Origin of the sequence: Cupriavidus alkaliphilus (assembly GCF_014191175.1) — a bacterium.
Classification (GTDB): Bacteria; Pseudomonadota; Gammaproteobacteria; order Burkholderiales; family Burkholderiaceae; genus Cupriavidus; species Cupriavidus alkaliphilus.
The window spans coordinates 244,487-258,962 of record NZ_JACHWE010000003.1; the positions used below are offsets into that span (position 1 = coordinate 244,487).

The window sequence follows — 14,476 nt, forward strand, 5'->3', positions numbered from 1 at the left end:
GAGGGAACGGGCGAGCGGGCCGGCGCCGCTCAGTCGGTCTGCGGCAGCAGCCGGAAGCCGTCCTGGTCCAGCTGCAGCACCGCGGCGCGCGGATGCGCGCCGTCCAGGTCCCAGTCGGTCAGGACCCAGCGCACGCCTGCGCCTTCCTCGTGGCGAGCAGGCCGATGGGTATGGCCATGGACCATCAGCGACGCGCCGGCGGCGCCCAGCAATTCGGCCGCCGCCGCGGGGGCCACATCACCATAGACCACCGGTACCGCCGCGCCGGCGCTGCGCTGCCTGGCGCGGTTGCCTTCGCTGTCCGCGCGCAGCTTGCGGGCGACGGCCAGGCGCGCGCGCAGCGGCAGCGCCAGGAACACGCGCTGCACCCAGCGCTTGCGGGTCCAGCGGCGAAAGCGGTTGTAGCGTTCGTCGTCGATGCACAGCATGTCGCCGTGGCTCAGCACCACGCGCTGACCGGCGCAGTGGATCACGGTGGGGTCGGCCAGCAGCGTGGCGCCGGCGGCGCCAGCGAAGCGGCGGCCCAGCAGGAAGTCGCGGTTGCCGTGCATCAGGTACACCGCCACGCCGCGCGCGGCCAGTGCGCGCAGCGCCAGCGCCACGCGTTGCGCGAACGGCGCCTCGGTTTCTTCGTCGCCGACCCAGAATTCAAAGAAGTCGCCCAGGATGAACAGCGCGCGCGCCTGCGTGGCGGCGCGCTCAAGCGTGCGCTCGAAGGCCGCCAGCGTGCGCGGCATGCCGGGCGTGAGATGCAGGTCTGAAATGAACCACGCCGGCGCCTGTACCTCGAGGGGACCGGCTACCGGCGTGTGGGAGATTGCGGTCATGCGTGGTGTCGGGAGAGAAAGGCCGGCACGCGGGCGCGCACGGTACCGCAATCGGCGGGCATCGGCTTATTCGACGACGACGGCCTTCTCGATCACGACGTCTTCCAGCGGCACGTCCTGGTGGAAGCCCGAACTGCCGGTGCGCACGCCCTTGATCTGCTCGACCACGTCGGTGCCGTCGACCACCTTGCCGAACACGGCATAGCCGAAGCCCTGCGGGGTCGGCGCCGAGAAGTTGAGGAAGTCGTTGTCGACCACGTTGATGAAGAACTGCGCGGTGGCCGAGTGCGGCGCATTGGTGCGCGCCATCGCCACGGTGTAGCGGTCGTTCTTCAGGCCGTTGCCGGCTTCGTTCTCGATCGGGGCGTCGGTGTCCTTCTGCTTCATGCCGGGCTCGAAGCCGCCGCCCTGGATCATGAAGTTCTTGATCACGCGGTGGAAGATGGTGTTGTCGTAGTGGCCCTTGCGGACATACGACAGGAAGTTCTCAACCGTTTTCGGGGCCTTTTCGGCGTCGAGTTCCAGGGTGATCACACCCTTGTTGGTCTGCAGCTGTACCTTGGACATGGCGGTTTCCTCTGTTCGGTAATTATTTGACGACGGTGGCCGACTCGATCACGATCGGCGCGGCCGGCACATTGCGCATCGGGCCGTAGGCCGTGGTCGGCACGGCCTTGATCTTGTCGATCGTGTCCATGCCTTCCACCACCTTGCCGAAGACGGCATAGCCATTGCCGTCCGGCTGCGGGTAGTCGAGATTCGGATTATCCACCACATTGACGAAGAACTGCGCGGCGGCCGAATCCGGGTTGCTGGTGCGCGCCATGGCAACCGTGCCGGCCTTGTTCTTCAGGCCGCTGCGGGCTTCCAGCGGGATCGGCGCGCGCGTGGGCTTTTCCTTCATGTCGCGGTCGAAGCCGCCGCCCTGCACCATGAAGCCGTTGATCACGCGGTGGAAGATGGTGCCACTGTAGAAGCCGCTCTTCACATATTCCAGGAAGTTCGCGACGGTCTTGGGTGCGGCCTCGGGATAGAGCTCGACCGTGAACTTGCCGGCGCTGGTGACGAACTGGACGCGCTCGGCGGCCTTCTGCTGGGCCAGCGCGCTGAACGAAGACAGCGCGAGGGCGCCTGCGGCCAGGCCGGCAATGACGATGCGACGGGAACGGATCATGAAGGGAACTCCGGTAAGTCGGGATGGACACGGCCCGGGCGTGCCGCGCCGGGCCTGCGGATGAATGCTGTCAGTTGGCCGCGGGGGCGCTGGCCGGCGCCTGGCGCCCGCCCGGAGCCGCCTTGCGGCCGGTGGCCGCGGGTGCGGCCGGTTTCGGTGGCGCTGCCACGGCGGAAGCCGGGGCCAGCTGGCGCAGGCCGGCACTGGCGCGGGCATCGCCGGGATTGCGGCGCAGCGCTTCGGTGTAGGCCTGCTCGGCCAGGCGGCGGTAGACGTCCCCGAGGTTGGTGTAGCCGACCGCGAAGGCGGGCTTGACCTCGGTGGCCAGCAGCAGTTCGGCTTCGGCGCGCTTCAGGTCGCCCCGCTTGGCATAGAGCAGCGCGAGGTTGTTGTGCGGCTCGGGCAGCTCGGGAAAGTCCTGCGCCATCTCGCTGAAGGCCTGGATCGCTTCGTCCTCGCGGCCGGCCTGGGCCAGCGCCCAGGCGCGCTGGAAGCGGGCCTGCGCATTGCGCGGGTTGGCGGCGAGCACGCGGTCGAAGCCCTTGATGGCGTCCTCGTAGCGGCGCGCGTTGGCGGCTTGCTGGGCCTCGCCCATGCCCGGGTCGGTCGACTGGATGCCGCCGACCGGCGAGGTCGGCACCGCCAGCGACAGCGGGCCGTTCTGCGCGGACGCGGGGCCCGCCAGCGCCGCGGCCAGGGCCAGCAGCGGCAGGACAGTGCGGGATCCGCGCCGGCGCGCGCGTGCAGCGCAGGCGGCGGAGGCAGCGGAAAACGGGGAGGGCAGCGGCAGGCTCATTGAGGACGGGTCCGTTATACTCCGCGGCATTCTAGCAAAGCGGCAAGTGCGGCACGAAGGCGATGCCGTGGCGGCCAGGCTTGCGGTGTCGATGTGTGACGTGCGTGCGCGCCGGCCGGCCGGGCCGCGGGTCCGACTCGCGCACCGCCTTCCGGTAAGATATGGGGCGCGACGGCATTGCGCCAGCAGCGCCGTTCGCGCTGCCTGCCGTGTGGAACCGGCAGACTCCTCTCACCACTCACTTCGTTTCATGCAGCCCCTCAACATCTACAACACGCTCGCGCGTGAGAAACAGCCATTCGTGCCAATCGAACCCGGCAAGGTCCGCATGTATGTGTGCGGCATGACCGTGTACGACTATTGTCACGTCGGCCACGCGCGCGTGATGGTGGTGTTCGACATGGTGCACCGGTGGCTGCGCGCCGCCGGCTACGAGGTGACGTATGTGCAGAACATCACCGATATCGACGACAAGATCATCCGCCGCTCGGTCGAGAACGGCGAGACCATCGGCGAGCTGACCACGCGCTTCATCCAGTACATGCACGAGGACGCCGCCGCGCTGGGCGTGATCCGTCCCGACCACGAGCCGCGCGCCACCGACTACGTGCCGCAGATGCTCGACATGATCGGCAAGCTCGAGGCCAGGGGCCTGGCCTACCAGGCCAGCGACGGCGACGTGAATTACTCGGTGCGCAAGTTCGACGGCTACGGCAAGCTGTCCGGCAAGTCGCTGGAAGACCTGCGTGCCGGCGAGCGCGTCAGCGCCAACGATGCCAAGCAGGACCCGCTCGACTTCGTGCTGTGGAAGTCCGCCAAGGCGGGCGAGCCGCCCGAAAGCAAGTGGGACTCGAAGTGGGGCGCCGGTCGCCCGGGCTGGCACATTGAATGCTCTGCGATGAGCTGCGCGCTGCTGGGCGAGCATTTCGACATCCATGGCGGCGGGGCCGACCTGCAGTTCCCGCACCACGAGAACGAGATCGCGCAGTCCGAAGGCGCCAGCGGCAAGCCCTTCGTCAACCTATGGATGCACAACGGCTTCGTGCGCATCAACGACGAGAAAATGTCCAAGTCGCTTGGCAATTTTTTCACCATCCGCGAGGTGCTGAAGGCGTACGACGCCGAGGTCGTGCGCTTCTTCATCCTGCGCGCGCACTACCGCAGCCCGCTGAACTACAGCGACGCGCACCTGGACGACGCGCGCCACGCGCTGACGCGCCTGTACACGGCGCTCAAGGACAGCCAGCCGGGCGGCTGCGCGGTGGACTGGGACGAGCCGCACGCGAAGCGCTTTGCCGAGGCCATGGGCGACGACTTCAACACGCCGATCGCGATGTCGGTGCTGTTCGACCTGGCCAGCGAGATCAACCGCACCGGCTCGACCGCGGCCGCGCGCCAGCTCAAGGGGCTGGCCGGCACGCTGGGCCTGCTCGAACGTGACCCGCATACCTTCCTGCAGGGCGGCGGCAAGACCGACGACGGCCCGGCGCCGGCCGAGATCGAGCGGATGATCGCGGCGCGCAAGGCCGCCAAGGCCGAGCGCAATTTCGCCGAGGCGGACCGCATCCGCGCGCAGCTGCTGGAAGCGGGCATCGTGCTGGAAGACAAGCCGGGCGGTGCCACCGAGTGGAGGCGTGCTTGAACGCTGCCGCGCGCAAGCCCGCCACCGCCACGCCGCCCGCCGCCGCGGGCCGGGCGAAGGCGGCCGGCCCGCGCCCGGCCAAGGCCGGCGCCAGGGAGGCGCCGCTGCCCGACGGCAAGGACACCGGCAAGGAGGTGCGGCCCGCGGCCAAGGCCACGCGCAACGCCAAGGCCGTGTTGCCCGAGGCGCAGGCAGTGCCGCTGCCGGTCGAGACCGTGGCCGACGCGGTGCGACCCGCCTACTGGGACGAGGCCTGCGCGGACCTGATGAAGCGCGACCGCATCCTGCGCAAGATGATCCCGACCTACGGCCCGGCGCACCTGATCTCGCGTGGCGATCCGTTCGTCACGCTGGCGCGCGCGGTGGTGGGCCAGCAGATCTCGGTCAAGGCGGCGCAGTCGGTGTGGGAACGGCTGCATGCGGTGTGTCCGCGGCTGGCGCCGGCGCAGTTCCTGCGCGCCGGCACCGAGAAGCTGGCGGGCTGCGGCGTGTCCAAGCGCAAGGCGGAATACCTGATCGACCTGGCCGGGCATTTCAAGGCCGGCACCGTTCATGTCGCCCAGTGGGCGCAGATGGACGACGAGGCCGTGATCGCCGAGCTGACCCAGATCCGCGGCATTGGCCGCTGGACTGCCGAGATGTTCCTGATGTTCAACCTGATGCGGCCCAATGTGCTGCCGCTCGACGACGTCGGCCTGATCAACGCCATCTCGACCAACTATTTCAGCGGCGAGCCGGTCACCCGCAGCGAGGCGCGCGAGGTGGCGGCCAACTGGGAACCGTGGCGCACCGTGGCAACCTGGTATATGTGGCGCAGCCTCGACCCCTTGCCTGTGACGTATTAAGCATCGCTACAACAAAATTTAACTGCGGGTGCAGTCCGGGCTATCTGGCAGGCGCTAAGATAGCGGCCAATTTCCGGTAGAATGCGCCCCTTCACAGACAGGTACGTGTGATTTTATGAAAACCACCTTCCTGGATTTTGAGCAGCCCATTGCCGAACTCGAGGCAAAGATCGAAGAACTGCGCTTCGTGCAGGACGATTCGGCTGTCGATATTTCCGAAGAGATTTCGCGGCTGGCCGGCAAGAGCCAGCAGCTGACCAAAGACATCTATGCCAACCTGACCCCGTGGCAGGTTGCGCAAATCGCCCGCCACCCCCAGCGCCCCTATACGCTGGACTACGTGCGCGAGATCTTTACCGATTTCCACGAACTGCACGGCGACCGCACCTTTGCCGACGACCTGTCGATCATCGGTGGCCTGGCGCGCTTCAATGGCCAGTCGTGCATGGTGATCGGGCACCAGAAGGGCCGCGACACGAAAGAGCGCGCCATGCGCAATTTCGGCATGCCCAAGCCCGAGGGCTACCGCAAGGCCAAGCGCCTGATGGAGCTGGCCGACAAGTTCGGGCTGCCGATCTTCACCTTCGTCGACACCCCGGGCGCGTTCCCCGGCATCGACGCCGAAGAGCGCGGACAGTCCGAGGCCATCGGCCACAACCTGTACGTGATGGCCGGCCTGAAGGTGCCGCTGATCGCCACCATCATCGGCGAGGGCGGTTCGGGCGGCGCGCTGGCGATTGCCGTGGGCGACGTGGTGCAGATGCTGCAGTTCGCCACCTACGCGGTGATCTCGCCGGAAGGCTGCGCCTCGATCCTGTGGAAGACCGCCGAGAAGGCGCCGGAAGCCGCCGAGGCGCTGGGCCTGACCGCGCACCGGCTGAAGGCGCTGGGCCTGATCGACAAGATCGTGAGCGAGCCGCTGGGCGGCGCGCACCGCGACTACAAGGGCATGGCGGCGCTGCTCAAGCGCTCGCTGGCCGAGTCGCTGCGCCAGTTCCAGGGCATGAGCGTGAAGGAGTTGCAGGCACGCCGCTACGAGCGCCTGCTGGCCTATGGCAAGTTCAAGGAAACCGGCGCCCAGGACTGACCCGTCCGCCCGGCTGACCGACAAGGTCGCACAGGCCCTGCAGGCCGGTGCGGCCTTTGTTGTTTCTGGCGGTGCCGCGGCGGGCGCGCCGACGGTCGCGGTGGCCCTGTCGGGCGGGCGCGACTCGGTCGCGCTGCTGCATGCCGCGCGCGCGGCGGTGGCGCAGGCGGGCGATGGCGCGCGCGTGGTGGCGCTGCATGTCCATCACGGCCTGCAGGCCGAGGCCGACGACTGGGACCGCTTCTGCGCCGCGCTGTGCGCGCAATGGCAGGTGGGCTATTTCGTGCGGCGCGTGTCGGTGCGGCCCGCGGCGGGCGAGGGCGTCGAGGCGGCCGCGCGCCGCGCGCGCTATGCCGCGCTGGCGGCGATGTGCGCCGATAGCGGCGCGCGCCTGCTGCTGTTCGCCCATCACCAGGACGACCAGGTCGAGACCGTGCTGCTGCGGCTGTTCCGCGGCGCCGGCGTGGCAGGCATGGCGGGCATGCCTGCCATGCGCCCGCTGGATCCGCGCAGCGGCGTGATGCTGCTGCGCCCGTGGCTCGATGTCCCGCGCGCCGGCATCGAGGCATACTGCGCCGCCCACGCGCTGCAGTGGGTCGACGACCCGTCCAATGCCGACGGGCGCTATGCGCGCAACGCCTTGCGTGCGCAACTGCCGGCCCTGCAGGCGGCCTTTCCCGCGCTGGCGGTCAATGTGGTGCAGGCGGCCGCGCATTTTGCCCAGGCCGGCGCGCTGATCGACCAGCTCGCCGCCAACACGCTGGCGACGCTGGCGCGTGCCGGCCGCGACGCCGACACGCTGTCCGAACTCGATCTGCCCGGCCTGCGCGCGTTGCCGGCGCCGCAGGCCGATGCGGTGCTGCGCCTGTGGCTGCGCGACCTCGGCGTGCGCGCCCCGTCCACCGCGCGGCTGGCGGCGATGCGCGAGCAACTGATTGCGCACGCCGGCGGCGAGCCGGCGATCGCGCATGAAGGCATGGTGCTGCGCCGTTTCCGCGAGCGCGTGCTGGCGTGCGTGCCGCCGCCGGCGGTGGCGCCTGCGCCCGTGCTGCTGGACTGGCGCGGCGAGGCCCGCATCGTCGTGCCCGCCTGGCACGGCGAACTCCGTTTCTTCCGCGACGACACCTTCGGCGTGCCCGAAGCCGTGTTGCGGCAGCCCTTGCGCCTGGCCGCGCGCCGCGGCGGCGAGCGCATCGTGCTGCGCCCCGGCGGCCCGGCCCGGGCGCTGAAGCAAGCCTGCCAGGAGGCCGGCATCCCGGCCTGGCGCCGGGCCTGGCTGCCGCTGCTGTGGGCCGGCGACACGCTGGTGCTGGCCGCCGGACTGGGCATGCACCGCCGCTGGCCCGACGCCGCGCCGGCGCCGCGCTGGCGCGTGGCGTGGCATCCGCACGCGCCGGCGCCGGCGATGCCGCCGCGCTGATCTCGCCGAGACGAGGTCCGCCGCGGTCCGATAGTCGCCGGCATCACATCCGATCTGCCGCGCTTGGCCCCCGTGCGCCTTGCCTGACCGGGCCGCTTCGTGTATTTTCAAGGGCTTTGCACAATCGCTGGCGTCGACAAGAAGATGGCTCTCATCGTTCACAAATACGGCGGCACTTCGATGGGTTCCACGGAACGCATCAAGAATGTCGCCAAGCGCGTGGCCAAGTGGCACCGCGCCGGTCACCGCGTAGTCGTGGTGCCTTCGGCCATGTCGGGCGAGACCAATCGCCTGCTGGGACTCGCCAAGGAAATTTCGCCCCAGCCCAATCCGCGTGAACTGGACATGCTCGCCTCCACCGGCGAACAGGCCAGCGTGGCGTTGCTGGCGATCGCGCTGCACGGCGAAGACATCGACGCCGTCAGCTACACCGGCTGGCAGGTTCCGGTGAAGACCGATTCGTCCTACACCAAGGCCCGCATCGAATCGATCGACGACGAGCGCATCCTGGCCGACCTCGACGCCGGCCGCGTGGTGGTGATCACCGGCTTCCAGGGCATCGACGACGACGGCAACATCACCACGCTGGGCCGCGGCGGCTCGGACACCTCGGCCGTGGCCATTGCCGCCGCGATCGAGGCCGACGAGTGCCTGATCTACACCGACGTCGATGGCGTCTACACCACCGATCCGCGCGTGGTCGAGGACGCCCGCCGCCTGGACCAGATCACCTTCGAGGAAATGCTGGAAATGGCCAGCCTCGGCTCCAAGGTGCTGCAGATCCGCTCGGTGGAGTTCGCCGGCAAGTACCGCGTCAAGACCCGCGTGCTGTCGTCGCTGACCGACCCGCTTATGCCGCTCGAGCAGGAAATGCACTCGGGCACGCTGATCACTTTTGAGGAAGAAGACTCCACCATGGAAGCCGCTGTCATCTCCGGCATCGCCTTTGCCCGCGACGAAGCCAAGATCACCGTCCTGGGCGTGCCCGACAAGCCCGGCATCGCCTACCAGATCCTGGGCCCGGTCGCCGACGCCAATATCGACGTCGACATGATCATCCAGAACCAGTCCGTCGACGGCAAGACCGACTTCACCTTCACCGTGCCGCGCGGCGAGTACCAGCGCGCGCTGGCCATCCTGAACGATGGCGTGAAGGCGCACATCGGCGCCGGCAGCGTGTCGGGCGACCCCAAGGTGTCGAAGGTGTCGGTGGTAGGCGTGGGCATGCGCTCGCACGTCGGCATCGCCAGCAAGATGTTCCGCACGCTGTCGGAAGAGGGCATCAACATCCAGATGATCTCCACCTCGGAAATCAAGATCTCTGTGCTGATCGACGAGAAGTACATGGAACTGGCCGTGCGCGCGCTGCACAAGGCCTTCGAACTGGAACAGGCGTGATCCGTTCGTAAGCTTTTCTGGCGAGGCCGCAAAATTTGTGTTGAGTCATCGATTTTTCATTGACCAACCCCGGCGGCATCGCTAGAATACGCGCTTCGTTGTGTGGCTCCCTCACACAACGCAAGTTTGGGAGACGTGGCCGAGAGGTCGAAGGCACTCCCCTGCTAAGGGAGCATCCGGGCCAAAACCTGGATCGAGGGTTCGAATCCCTCCGTCTCCGCCAATGACAACCGTCCTTGGCGGCGGAACCCCGGAAGATCGCGGTCTTCCGGGGTTTTGTTTTTTGGGCGCCCCGCAGGGCGCATCCCGCAACATCGGCAATCCGTTCGCGTTGCCTTGCGCCGCTCACCCGATGCGTGCGCCGATCTCCTTCCCTTCCTCGTCCGGCGCGCTCCAGATTCATATTGAGCATCGGCTTTGCCGGTGCCAGAATTCCCAGCATGCGGAAGCGCGGCGCCGGCAGCTGGCCGGATCGCCGCGCGGGGATGGCGGGACGGATCGGGATGCACATGGACCGGGAACTGCTGCACCAGGCGTCGGAGGGTTCGGTACTGTTCGCGGATGTCAGCGGCAGTACGCGGCTCTATGAACGGGCGGGCAACGCGGCCGCCCTTGCCGCGGTCGGCCGTTGCATCGGCGCGATGAAATCCTGTTCCGAGGCCTCGCAAGGCCGGCTGGTCAAGACCATCGGCGACGAGGTGATGGTGCTGTTTCCCTGTGCCGAGCAGGCGCTGCAGGCGGCATTGGACATACAGCGGGCGGTTGCCGAGCTGCCGCCCGTGGCCGGCTTCACCATGTCGTCCCATATCGGCTTTCACCATGGCCCGATCCTGTCGGACGCGTCCGGCGATGTCTTCGGCGATGCCGTGAACCTGGCCGCACGGCTGTCCGGGCTCGCCGCGCGCGGACAGATCATCACCAGCAAGGACGCGGTCGCGGACCTGCCCGCGCCGCTGCGCCAGATGACGCGCTACCTGTACCCGATCCACGTGCGCGGCAGGGCGCAGCCGGTTGAGCTGTACGAGGCGATCTGGCAGCAGGCCACCGACCTGACCCTGATCGCGGGATTCAAGGAGCCGCTGTCGCATGCCGCGTTCCTCACCTTGCGCTATCGGGACACCGTGGTCGAGATGAACGCCGTCTCGGCGCCGGTGACCATCGGGCGGGACGCCGGCATGACCATCGTGGTGTCGGACCGCCTCGCGTCGCGCTTCCAGGCCATGGCCGAGCCGCGCGCCGGCAGGTATGTACTGATCGACAGAAGCTCGAACGGCACCCATGTCAGCATGGATGGCGCCGAGCCATTCATTTTGCGCCGCGACGAGGTCACGCTGAGAGGGCACGGCTGGATCGGGTTTGGCCAATGGACGGGGCCGAGCGCGGAGTGCATCGAATTCGCCCTGCAGGTGGACAAGACCGGTGCGGGCCGATAGCTGCAATGCGCATGAAATCGGCCGGGGAATTTCAGTTTTGAATTCCATGTGTGCCCGGCGGCGTTGAAAATCCGCTTGTAAATCAACAAGCGGGGCGGTGGCTCGCTTCTTGCGCCCATGCGGGTACAGGCGCATGCTGGTTCCCGCCTGTGATCCGCCATTCCCCCTCACCCGACTTTCCGTGGCCACGCGCACGGAGGGACATTTTCTTGCCGCCATGGACTACCGCCCGATCCAATCCCTGCTGATTGCCAACCGCTCCGAGATCGCGATCCGCGTCATGCGCGCGGCCGCCGAGATGAATGTGCGCACGGTGGCGATCTATTCGAAGGAAGACCGCCTCGCGCTGCATCGCTTCAAGGCCGACGAGAGCTACCTGGTCGGCGCGGGCAAGAAGCCGCTGGCGGCCTATCTCGATATCGACGACATCCTGCGCATTGCGCGGCAGGCCGGGGTCGACGCGATCCATCCGGGCTATGGCTTCCTGTCGGAGAACCCTGAGTTCGCGCAGGCCGTGATCGATGCCGGCATCCGCTGGATCGGCCCGTTGCCGGAGGTGATGCGCAAGCTCGGCAACAAGGTCGCGGCGCGCAACGCGGCGATCGCCGCGGGCGTGCCGGTGATGCCGGCCACCGAGCCGTTGCCGCATGACCTGGACACGTGCAAGCGCCTGGCCGCCGGCATCGGCTATCCGCTGATGCTGAAGGCGAGCTGGGGCGGCGGCGGGCGCGGCATGCGCGTGCTGGAGAGCGAGCAGGACCTGGAGGGCGCGCTCGCGGCGGCGCGGCGCGAGGCGCTGGCGGCGTTCGGCAACGACGAGGTCTACGTCGAGAAGCTGGTGCGCAACGCGCGCCATGTCGAAGTGCAGGTGCTGGGCGACACGCACGGCAACCTGGTGCACCTGTACGAGCGCGACTGTACCGTGCAGCGGCGCAACCAGAAGGTGGTCGAGCGCGCGCCGGCGCCGTATCTCGACGATGCCGGCCGCGGCGCACTGTGCGAGTCCGCGCTGAGGCTGATGCGCGCGGTCGGCTACACCCATGCCGGCACGGTCGAGTTCCTGATGGATGCCGACTCGGGCCAGTTCTACTTCATCGAAGTCAACCCGCGCATCCAGGTCGAGCACACCGTCACCGAGATGGTCACCGGCATCGATATCGTCAAGGCGCAGATCCGCATCACCGAAGGCGGCCATATCGGCATGACCGAGAACACGCGCGATGCCGACGGCAAGATCGTAGTGCGCGCCGCGGGCGTGCCGGTCCAGCAGGATATCCATCTGAACGGCCACGCGCTGCAATGCCGGATCACCACCGAGGATCCGGAAAACGGTTTCCTGCCGGACTACGGCCGCCTGACCGCGTATCGCAGCGCCGCCGGCTTCGGCGTGCGGCTCGATGCCGGCACCGCCTATGGCGGCGCGGTGATCACGCCGTACTACGACTCGCTGCTGGTCAAGGTCACCACCTGGGCGCCGACCGCGCCGGAATCGATGCGGCGCATGGACCGGGCGCTGCGCGAGTTCCGCATCCGCGGCGTGGCGTCCAACCTGCAGTTCCTCGAGAACGTCATCAACCATCCCGCGTTCCGCTCGGGCGACGTCACCACGCGCTTTATCGACAAGACCCCGGAACTGCTGGCCTTTGCCCGGCGCCAGGACCGCGCCACCAAGCTGCTGCGCTACCTGGGCGAGGTCAGCGTCAACGGGCACCCGGAGCTGAGCGGACGCGCGCTGCCGACGCTGCCGCTGCCCGCGCCGGTGCTGCCTGCGATCGACACCGGCGCTGCGCTGCCGTACGGCACGCGCGACCGGCTGCGCGAACTGGGCGCCGAGAAGTTCTCGCGCTGGATGCTGGAACAGAAGCGCGTGCTGCTGACCGACACCACCATGCGCGACGCGCACCAGTCGCTGTTCGCCACGCGCATGCGCACCGCCGACATGCTGCCGATCGCGCCGTTCTATGCGCGCGAGCTGTCGCAGCTGTTTTCGCTGGAGTGCTGGGGCGGCGCCACTTTCGACGTGGCGCTGCGCTTCCTGAAGGAAGACCCGTGGCAGCGCCTGGAGCAGTTGCGCGAGCGCGTGCCCAACGTGCTGTTCCAGATGCTGCTGCGCGGCTCCAACGCGGTGGGCTACACCAACTATGCCGACAACGTGGTGCGCTTCTTCGTGCGCCAGGCGGCCAGCGCCGGCGTCGACCTGTTCCGCGTGTTCGATTCGCTCAACTGGGTGCGCAATATGCGCGTGGCGATCGATGCGGTAGGGGAAAGCGGCGCGCTGTGTGAAGGCGCGATCTGCTATACCGGCGACCTGTTCGACCCGAAGCGTTCCAAGTACGACCTGAAGTACTACGTCGGCATCGCGCGCGAGCTGCAGCAGGCCGGCGTGCATGTGCTGGGCATCAAGGACATGGCCGGCATCTGCCGGCCGCAGGCGGCCGCGGCGCTGGTCAGGGCGCTCAAGGAAGAGACCGGGCTGCCGGTGCATTTCCACACGCACGACACCAGCGGCATCTCGGCCGCCTCGGCGCTGGCCGCGATCGAGGCCGGCTGCGACGCGGTCGACGGCGCGCTCGACGCGATGAGCGGGCTGACCTCGCAGCCCAACCTGTCGAGCATCGCCGCGGCGCTGGCGGGCAGCGAGCGCGACCCGGGCCTGGACCTGGAGCGCCTGCACGAGGCGTCGATGTACTGGGAAGGGGTGCGCCGCTACTACGCGCCGTTCGAATCCGAGATCCGCGCCGGCACCGCCGACGTCTATCGCCACGAGATGCCGGGCGGCCAGTACACCAACCTGCGCGAGCAGGCGCGCTCGCTCGGCATCGAGCACCGCTGGACCGAGGTCTCGCGCGCCTACGCCGAGGTCAACCGGATGTTCGGCGACATCGTCAAAGTCACGCCGACCTCCAAGGTGGTCGGCGACCTGGCGCTGATGATGGTGGCCAACGACCTGAGCGCCGCCGACGTGTGCGATCCGGGCAAGGAGATCGCGTTCCCGGAATCGGTGGTGTCGCTGTTCCGCGGTGAGCTGGGCTTCCCGCCCGACGGCTTCCCGGCGGCGCTGTCGCGCAAGGTGCTGCGCGGCGAGCCGCCGGCGCCGTACCGGCCCGGCGACCAGATCGCGCCGGTCGACCTCGACGCGGCCCGCGCCGCGGGCGCGGCGGCGTGCGAGCAGCCGCTCGACGACCGCCAGCTGGCCTCGTACCTGATGTATCCGAAGCAGGCGGCCGAGTACCACGCGCATGTGCGCCTGTACAGCGATACCTCGGTGGTGCCCACGCCGGCCTACCTGTACGGCCTGCAGCCGCAGGAAGAGGTGGCGATCGACATCGAGCCCGGCAAGACCCTGCTGGTGTCGCTGCAGGGCACCCATCCCGATGCCGACGAAGGCAAGATCAAGGTCCAGTTCGAGCTGAACGGGCAGTCGCGCACCACGCTGGTCGAACAGCGCAGCACCGCGCAGGCCGCGGCCGCGCGCCAGGGCCGGGCGGCGGCCGAGCCCGACAACCCGCTGCATGTTGCCGCGCCGATGCCGGGCTCGATCGTGACGGTGGCGGTGCAGCCCGGCCAGCGCGTGGCCGCGGGCACCACGCTGCTGGCGCTGGAGGCGATGAAGATGGAGACCCATATCGCCGCGGACCGGGATTGCGAGATCGCGGCGGTCCATGTGAAGGCGGGCGATCGGGTGGCGGCGAAGGATCTGCTGGTCGAACTGAAGGACTGACCCGGGCAGCACGACACGCCGCTGCGCCAGAGTCAGCCCTGCGCGGAACCGCGGAAGACCACGGTCTTTCCGGGGTTTTTGCCTGGCTGGCGCGGCAGCCGGGCCGCCATGGATCGCGTCCCCTGGCGCGCAT

General features: G+C 68.6%; 11 protein-coding genes and 1 tRNA gene. 8 read left to right on the forward strand and 4 right to left on the reverse strand.

Annotated features, from left to right (window positions below; translation table 11 throughout):
* Window positions 1-29: 29 nt before the first annotated feature.
* The 4 genes from FHX60_RS12610 to FHX60_RS12625 all read right to left on the reverse strand — a co-directional run bounded on the left by FHX60_RS12610 (window position 30) and on the right by FHX60_RS12625 (window position 2,797).
* Window positions 30-827 (reverse strand): UDP-2,3-diacylglucosamine diphosphatase, encoded by a 798-nt coding sequence (locus FHX60_RS12610; protein ID WP_183283547.1) that lies wholly within the window; start codon window positions 825-827, stop codon window positions 30-32.
* Window positions 828-893: 66 nt separating this feature from the next.
* A complete protein-coding gene (locus FHX60_RS12615) occupies window positions 894-1,394 on the reverse strand; it encodes a peptidylprolyl isomerase (protein WP_183283548.1) in 501 nt (166 codons plus the stop codon).
* Between the two features lie 22 nt (window positions 1,395-1,416).
* Window positions 1,417-2,001 carry a peptidylprolyl isomerase gene (locus FHX60_RS12620; protein WP_092313732.1) on the reverse strand — a complete coding sequence of 195 codons (585 nt, stop codon included), beginning with the start codon at window positions 1,999-2,001 and terminating at the stop codon, window positions 1,417-1,419.
* A 70-nt stretch (window positions 2,002-2,071) separates the two neighbouring features.
* Complete coding sequence (locus tag FHX60_RS12625) at window positions 2,072-2,797, reverse strand: tetratricopeptide repeat protein (protein ID WP_112775391.1); 726 nt, start codon at window positions 2,795-2,797, stop codon at window positions 2,072-2,074.
* 250 nt (window positions 2,798-3,047) lie between these two features.
* On the opposite strand from FHX60_RS12625, the gene cysS reads away from it, so the two are divergent.
* The 8 genes from cysS (at window position 3,048) to FHX60_RS12665 (ending at window position 14,343) form a co-directional block, all read left to right on the forward strand.
* A complete protein-coding gene (gene cysS / locus FHX60_RS12630; protein ID WP_183283549.1) occupies window positions 3,048-4,439 on the forward strand; it encodes a cysteine--tRNA ligase in 1,392 nt (463 codons plus the stop codon).
* Window positions 4,436-5,284, forward strand: a complete 849-nt coding sequence (locus tag FHX60_RS12635) for a DNA-3-methyladenine glycosylase family protein (protein ID WP_112775392.1) — start codon at window positions 4,436-4,438, stop codon at window positions 5,282-5,284. The genes cysS and FHX60_RS12635 overlap by 4 nt, the downstream gene beginning before the upstream one ends.
* Window positions 5,285-5,399: 115 nt before the next feature.
* A complete protein-coding gene (locus FHX60_RS12640) occupies window positions 5,400-6,371 on the forward strand; it encodes an acetyl-CoA carboxylase carboxyltransferase subunit alpha (RefSeq protein ID WP_025582220.1) in 972 nt (323 codons plus the stop codon).
* On the forward strand, window positions 6,337-7,791 hold the full coding sequence (tilS, locus tag FHX60_RS12645; protein WP_260163871.1) for a tRNA lysidine(34) synthetase TilS: 1,455 nt from the start codon (window positions 6,337-6,339) through the stop codon (window positions 7,789-7,791). The genes FHX60_RS12640 and tilS overlap by 35 nt, the downstream gene beginning before the upstream one ends.
* Window positions 7,792-7,935: 144 nt before the next feature.
* Window positions 7,936-9,189, forward strand: coding sequence for an aspartate kinase (locus FHX60_RS12650; protein ID WP_092313717.1), 1,254 nt, complete (start codon window positions 7,936-7,938; stop codon window positions 9,187-9,189).
* Window positions 9,190-9,318: 129 nt separating this feature from the next.
* Window positions 9,319-9,412, forward strand: a tRNA-Ser gene (locus FHX60_RS12655).
* A gap of 280 nt (window positions 9,413-9,692) precedes the next feature.
* A complete protein-coding gene (locus tag FHX60_RS12660; protein ID WP_183283795.1) occupies window positions 9,693-10,622 on the forward strand; it encodes an adenylate/guanylate cyclase domain-containing protein in 930 nt (309 codons plus the stop codon).
* A 217-nt stretch (window positions 10,623-10,839) separates the two neighbouring features.
* Window positions 10,840-14,343 carry a pyruvate carboxylase gene (locus FHX60_RS12665; RefSeq protein ID WP_183283796.1) on the forward strand — a complete coding sequence of 1,168 codons (3,504 nt, stop codon included), beginning with the start codon at window positions 10,840-10,842 and terminating at the stop codon, window positions 14,341-14,343.
* The last annotated feature ends 133 nt before the right edge of the window (window positions 14,344-14,476 follow it).

Coding starts and splice junctions, on each gene's coding strand:
- FHX60_RS12625 (WP_112775391.1), bottom strand. CDS start 2,797: ATGAGCCTGCCGCTGCCCTCCCCGTTTTCCGCTGCCTCCGCCGCCTGC.
- tilS (WP_260163871.1), top strand. CDS start 6,337: ATGGCAAGTTCAAGGAAACCGGCGCCCAGGACTGACCCGTCCGCCCGG.
- FHX60_RS12615 (WP_183283548.1), bottom strand. CDS start 1,394: ATGTCCAAGGTACAGCTGCAGACCAACAAGGGTGTGATCACCCTGGAA.
- FHX60_RS12610 (WP_183283547.1), bottom strand. CDS start 827: ATGACCGCAATCTCCCACACGCCGGTAGCCGGTCCCCTCGAGGTACAG.
- FHX60_RS12650 (WP_092313717.1), top strand. CDS start 7,936: ATGGCTCTCATCGTTCACAAATACGGCGGCACTTCGATGGGTTCCACG.
- FHX60_RS12640 (WP_025582220.1), top strand. CDS start 5,400: ATGAAAACCACCTTCCTGGATTTTGAGCAGCCCATTGCCGAACTCGAG.
- FHX60_RS12660 (WP_183283795.1), top strand. CDS start 9,693: ATGCACATGGACCGGGAACTGCTGCACCAGGCGTCGGAGGGTTCGGTA.
- cysS (WP_183283549.1), top strand. CDS start 3,048: ATGCAGCCCCTCAACATCTACAACACGCTCGCGCGTGAGAAACAGCCA.
- FHX60_RS12665 (WP_183283796.1), top strand. CDS start 10,840: ATGGACTACCGCCCGATCCAATCCCTGCTGATTGCCAACCGCTCCGAG.
- FHX60_RS12620 (WP_092313732.1), bottom strand. CDS start 2,001: ATGATCCGTTCCCGTCGCATCGTCATTGCCGGCCTGGCCGCAGGCGCC.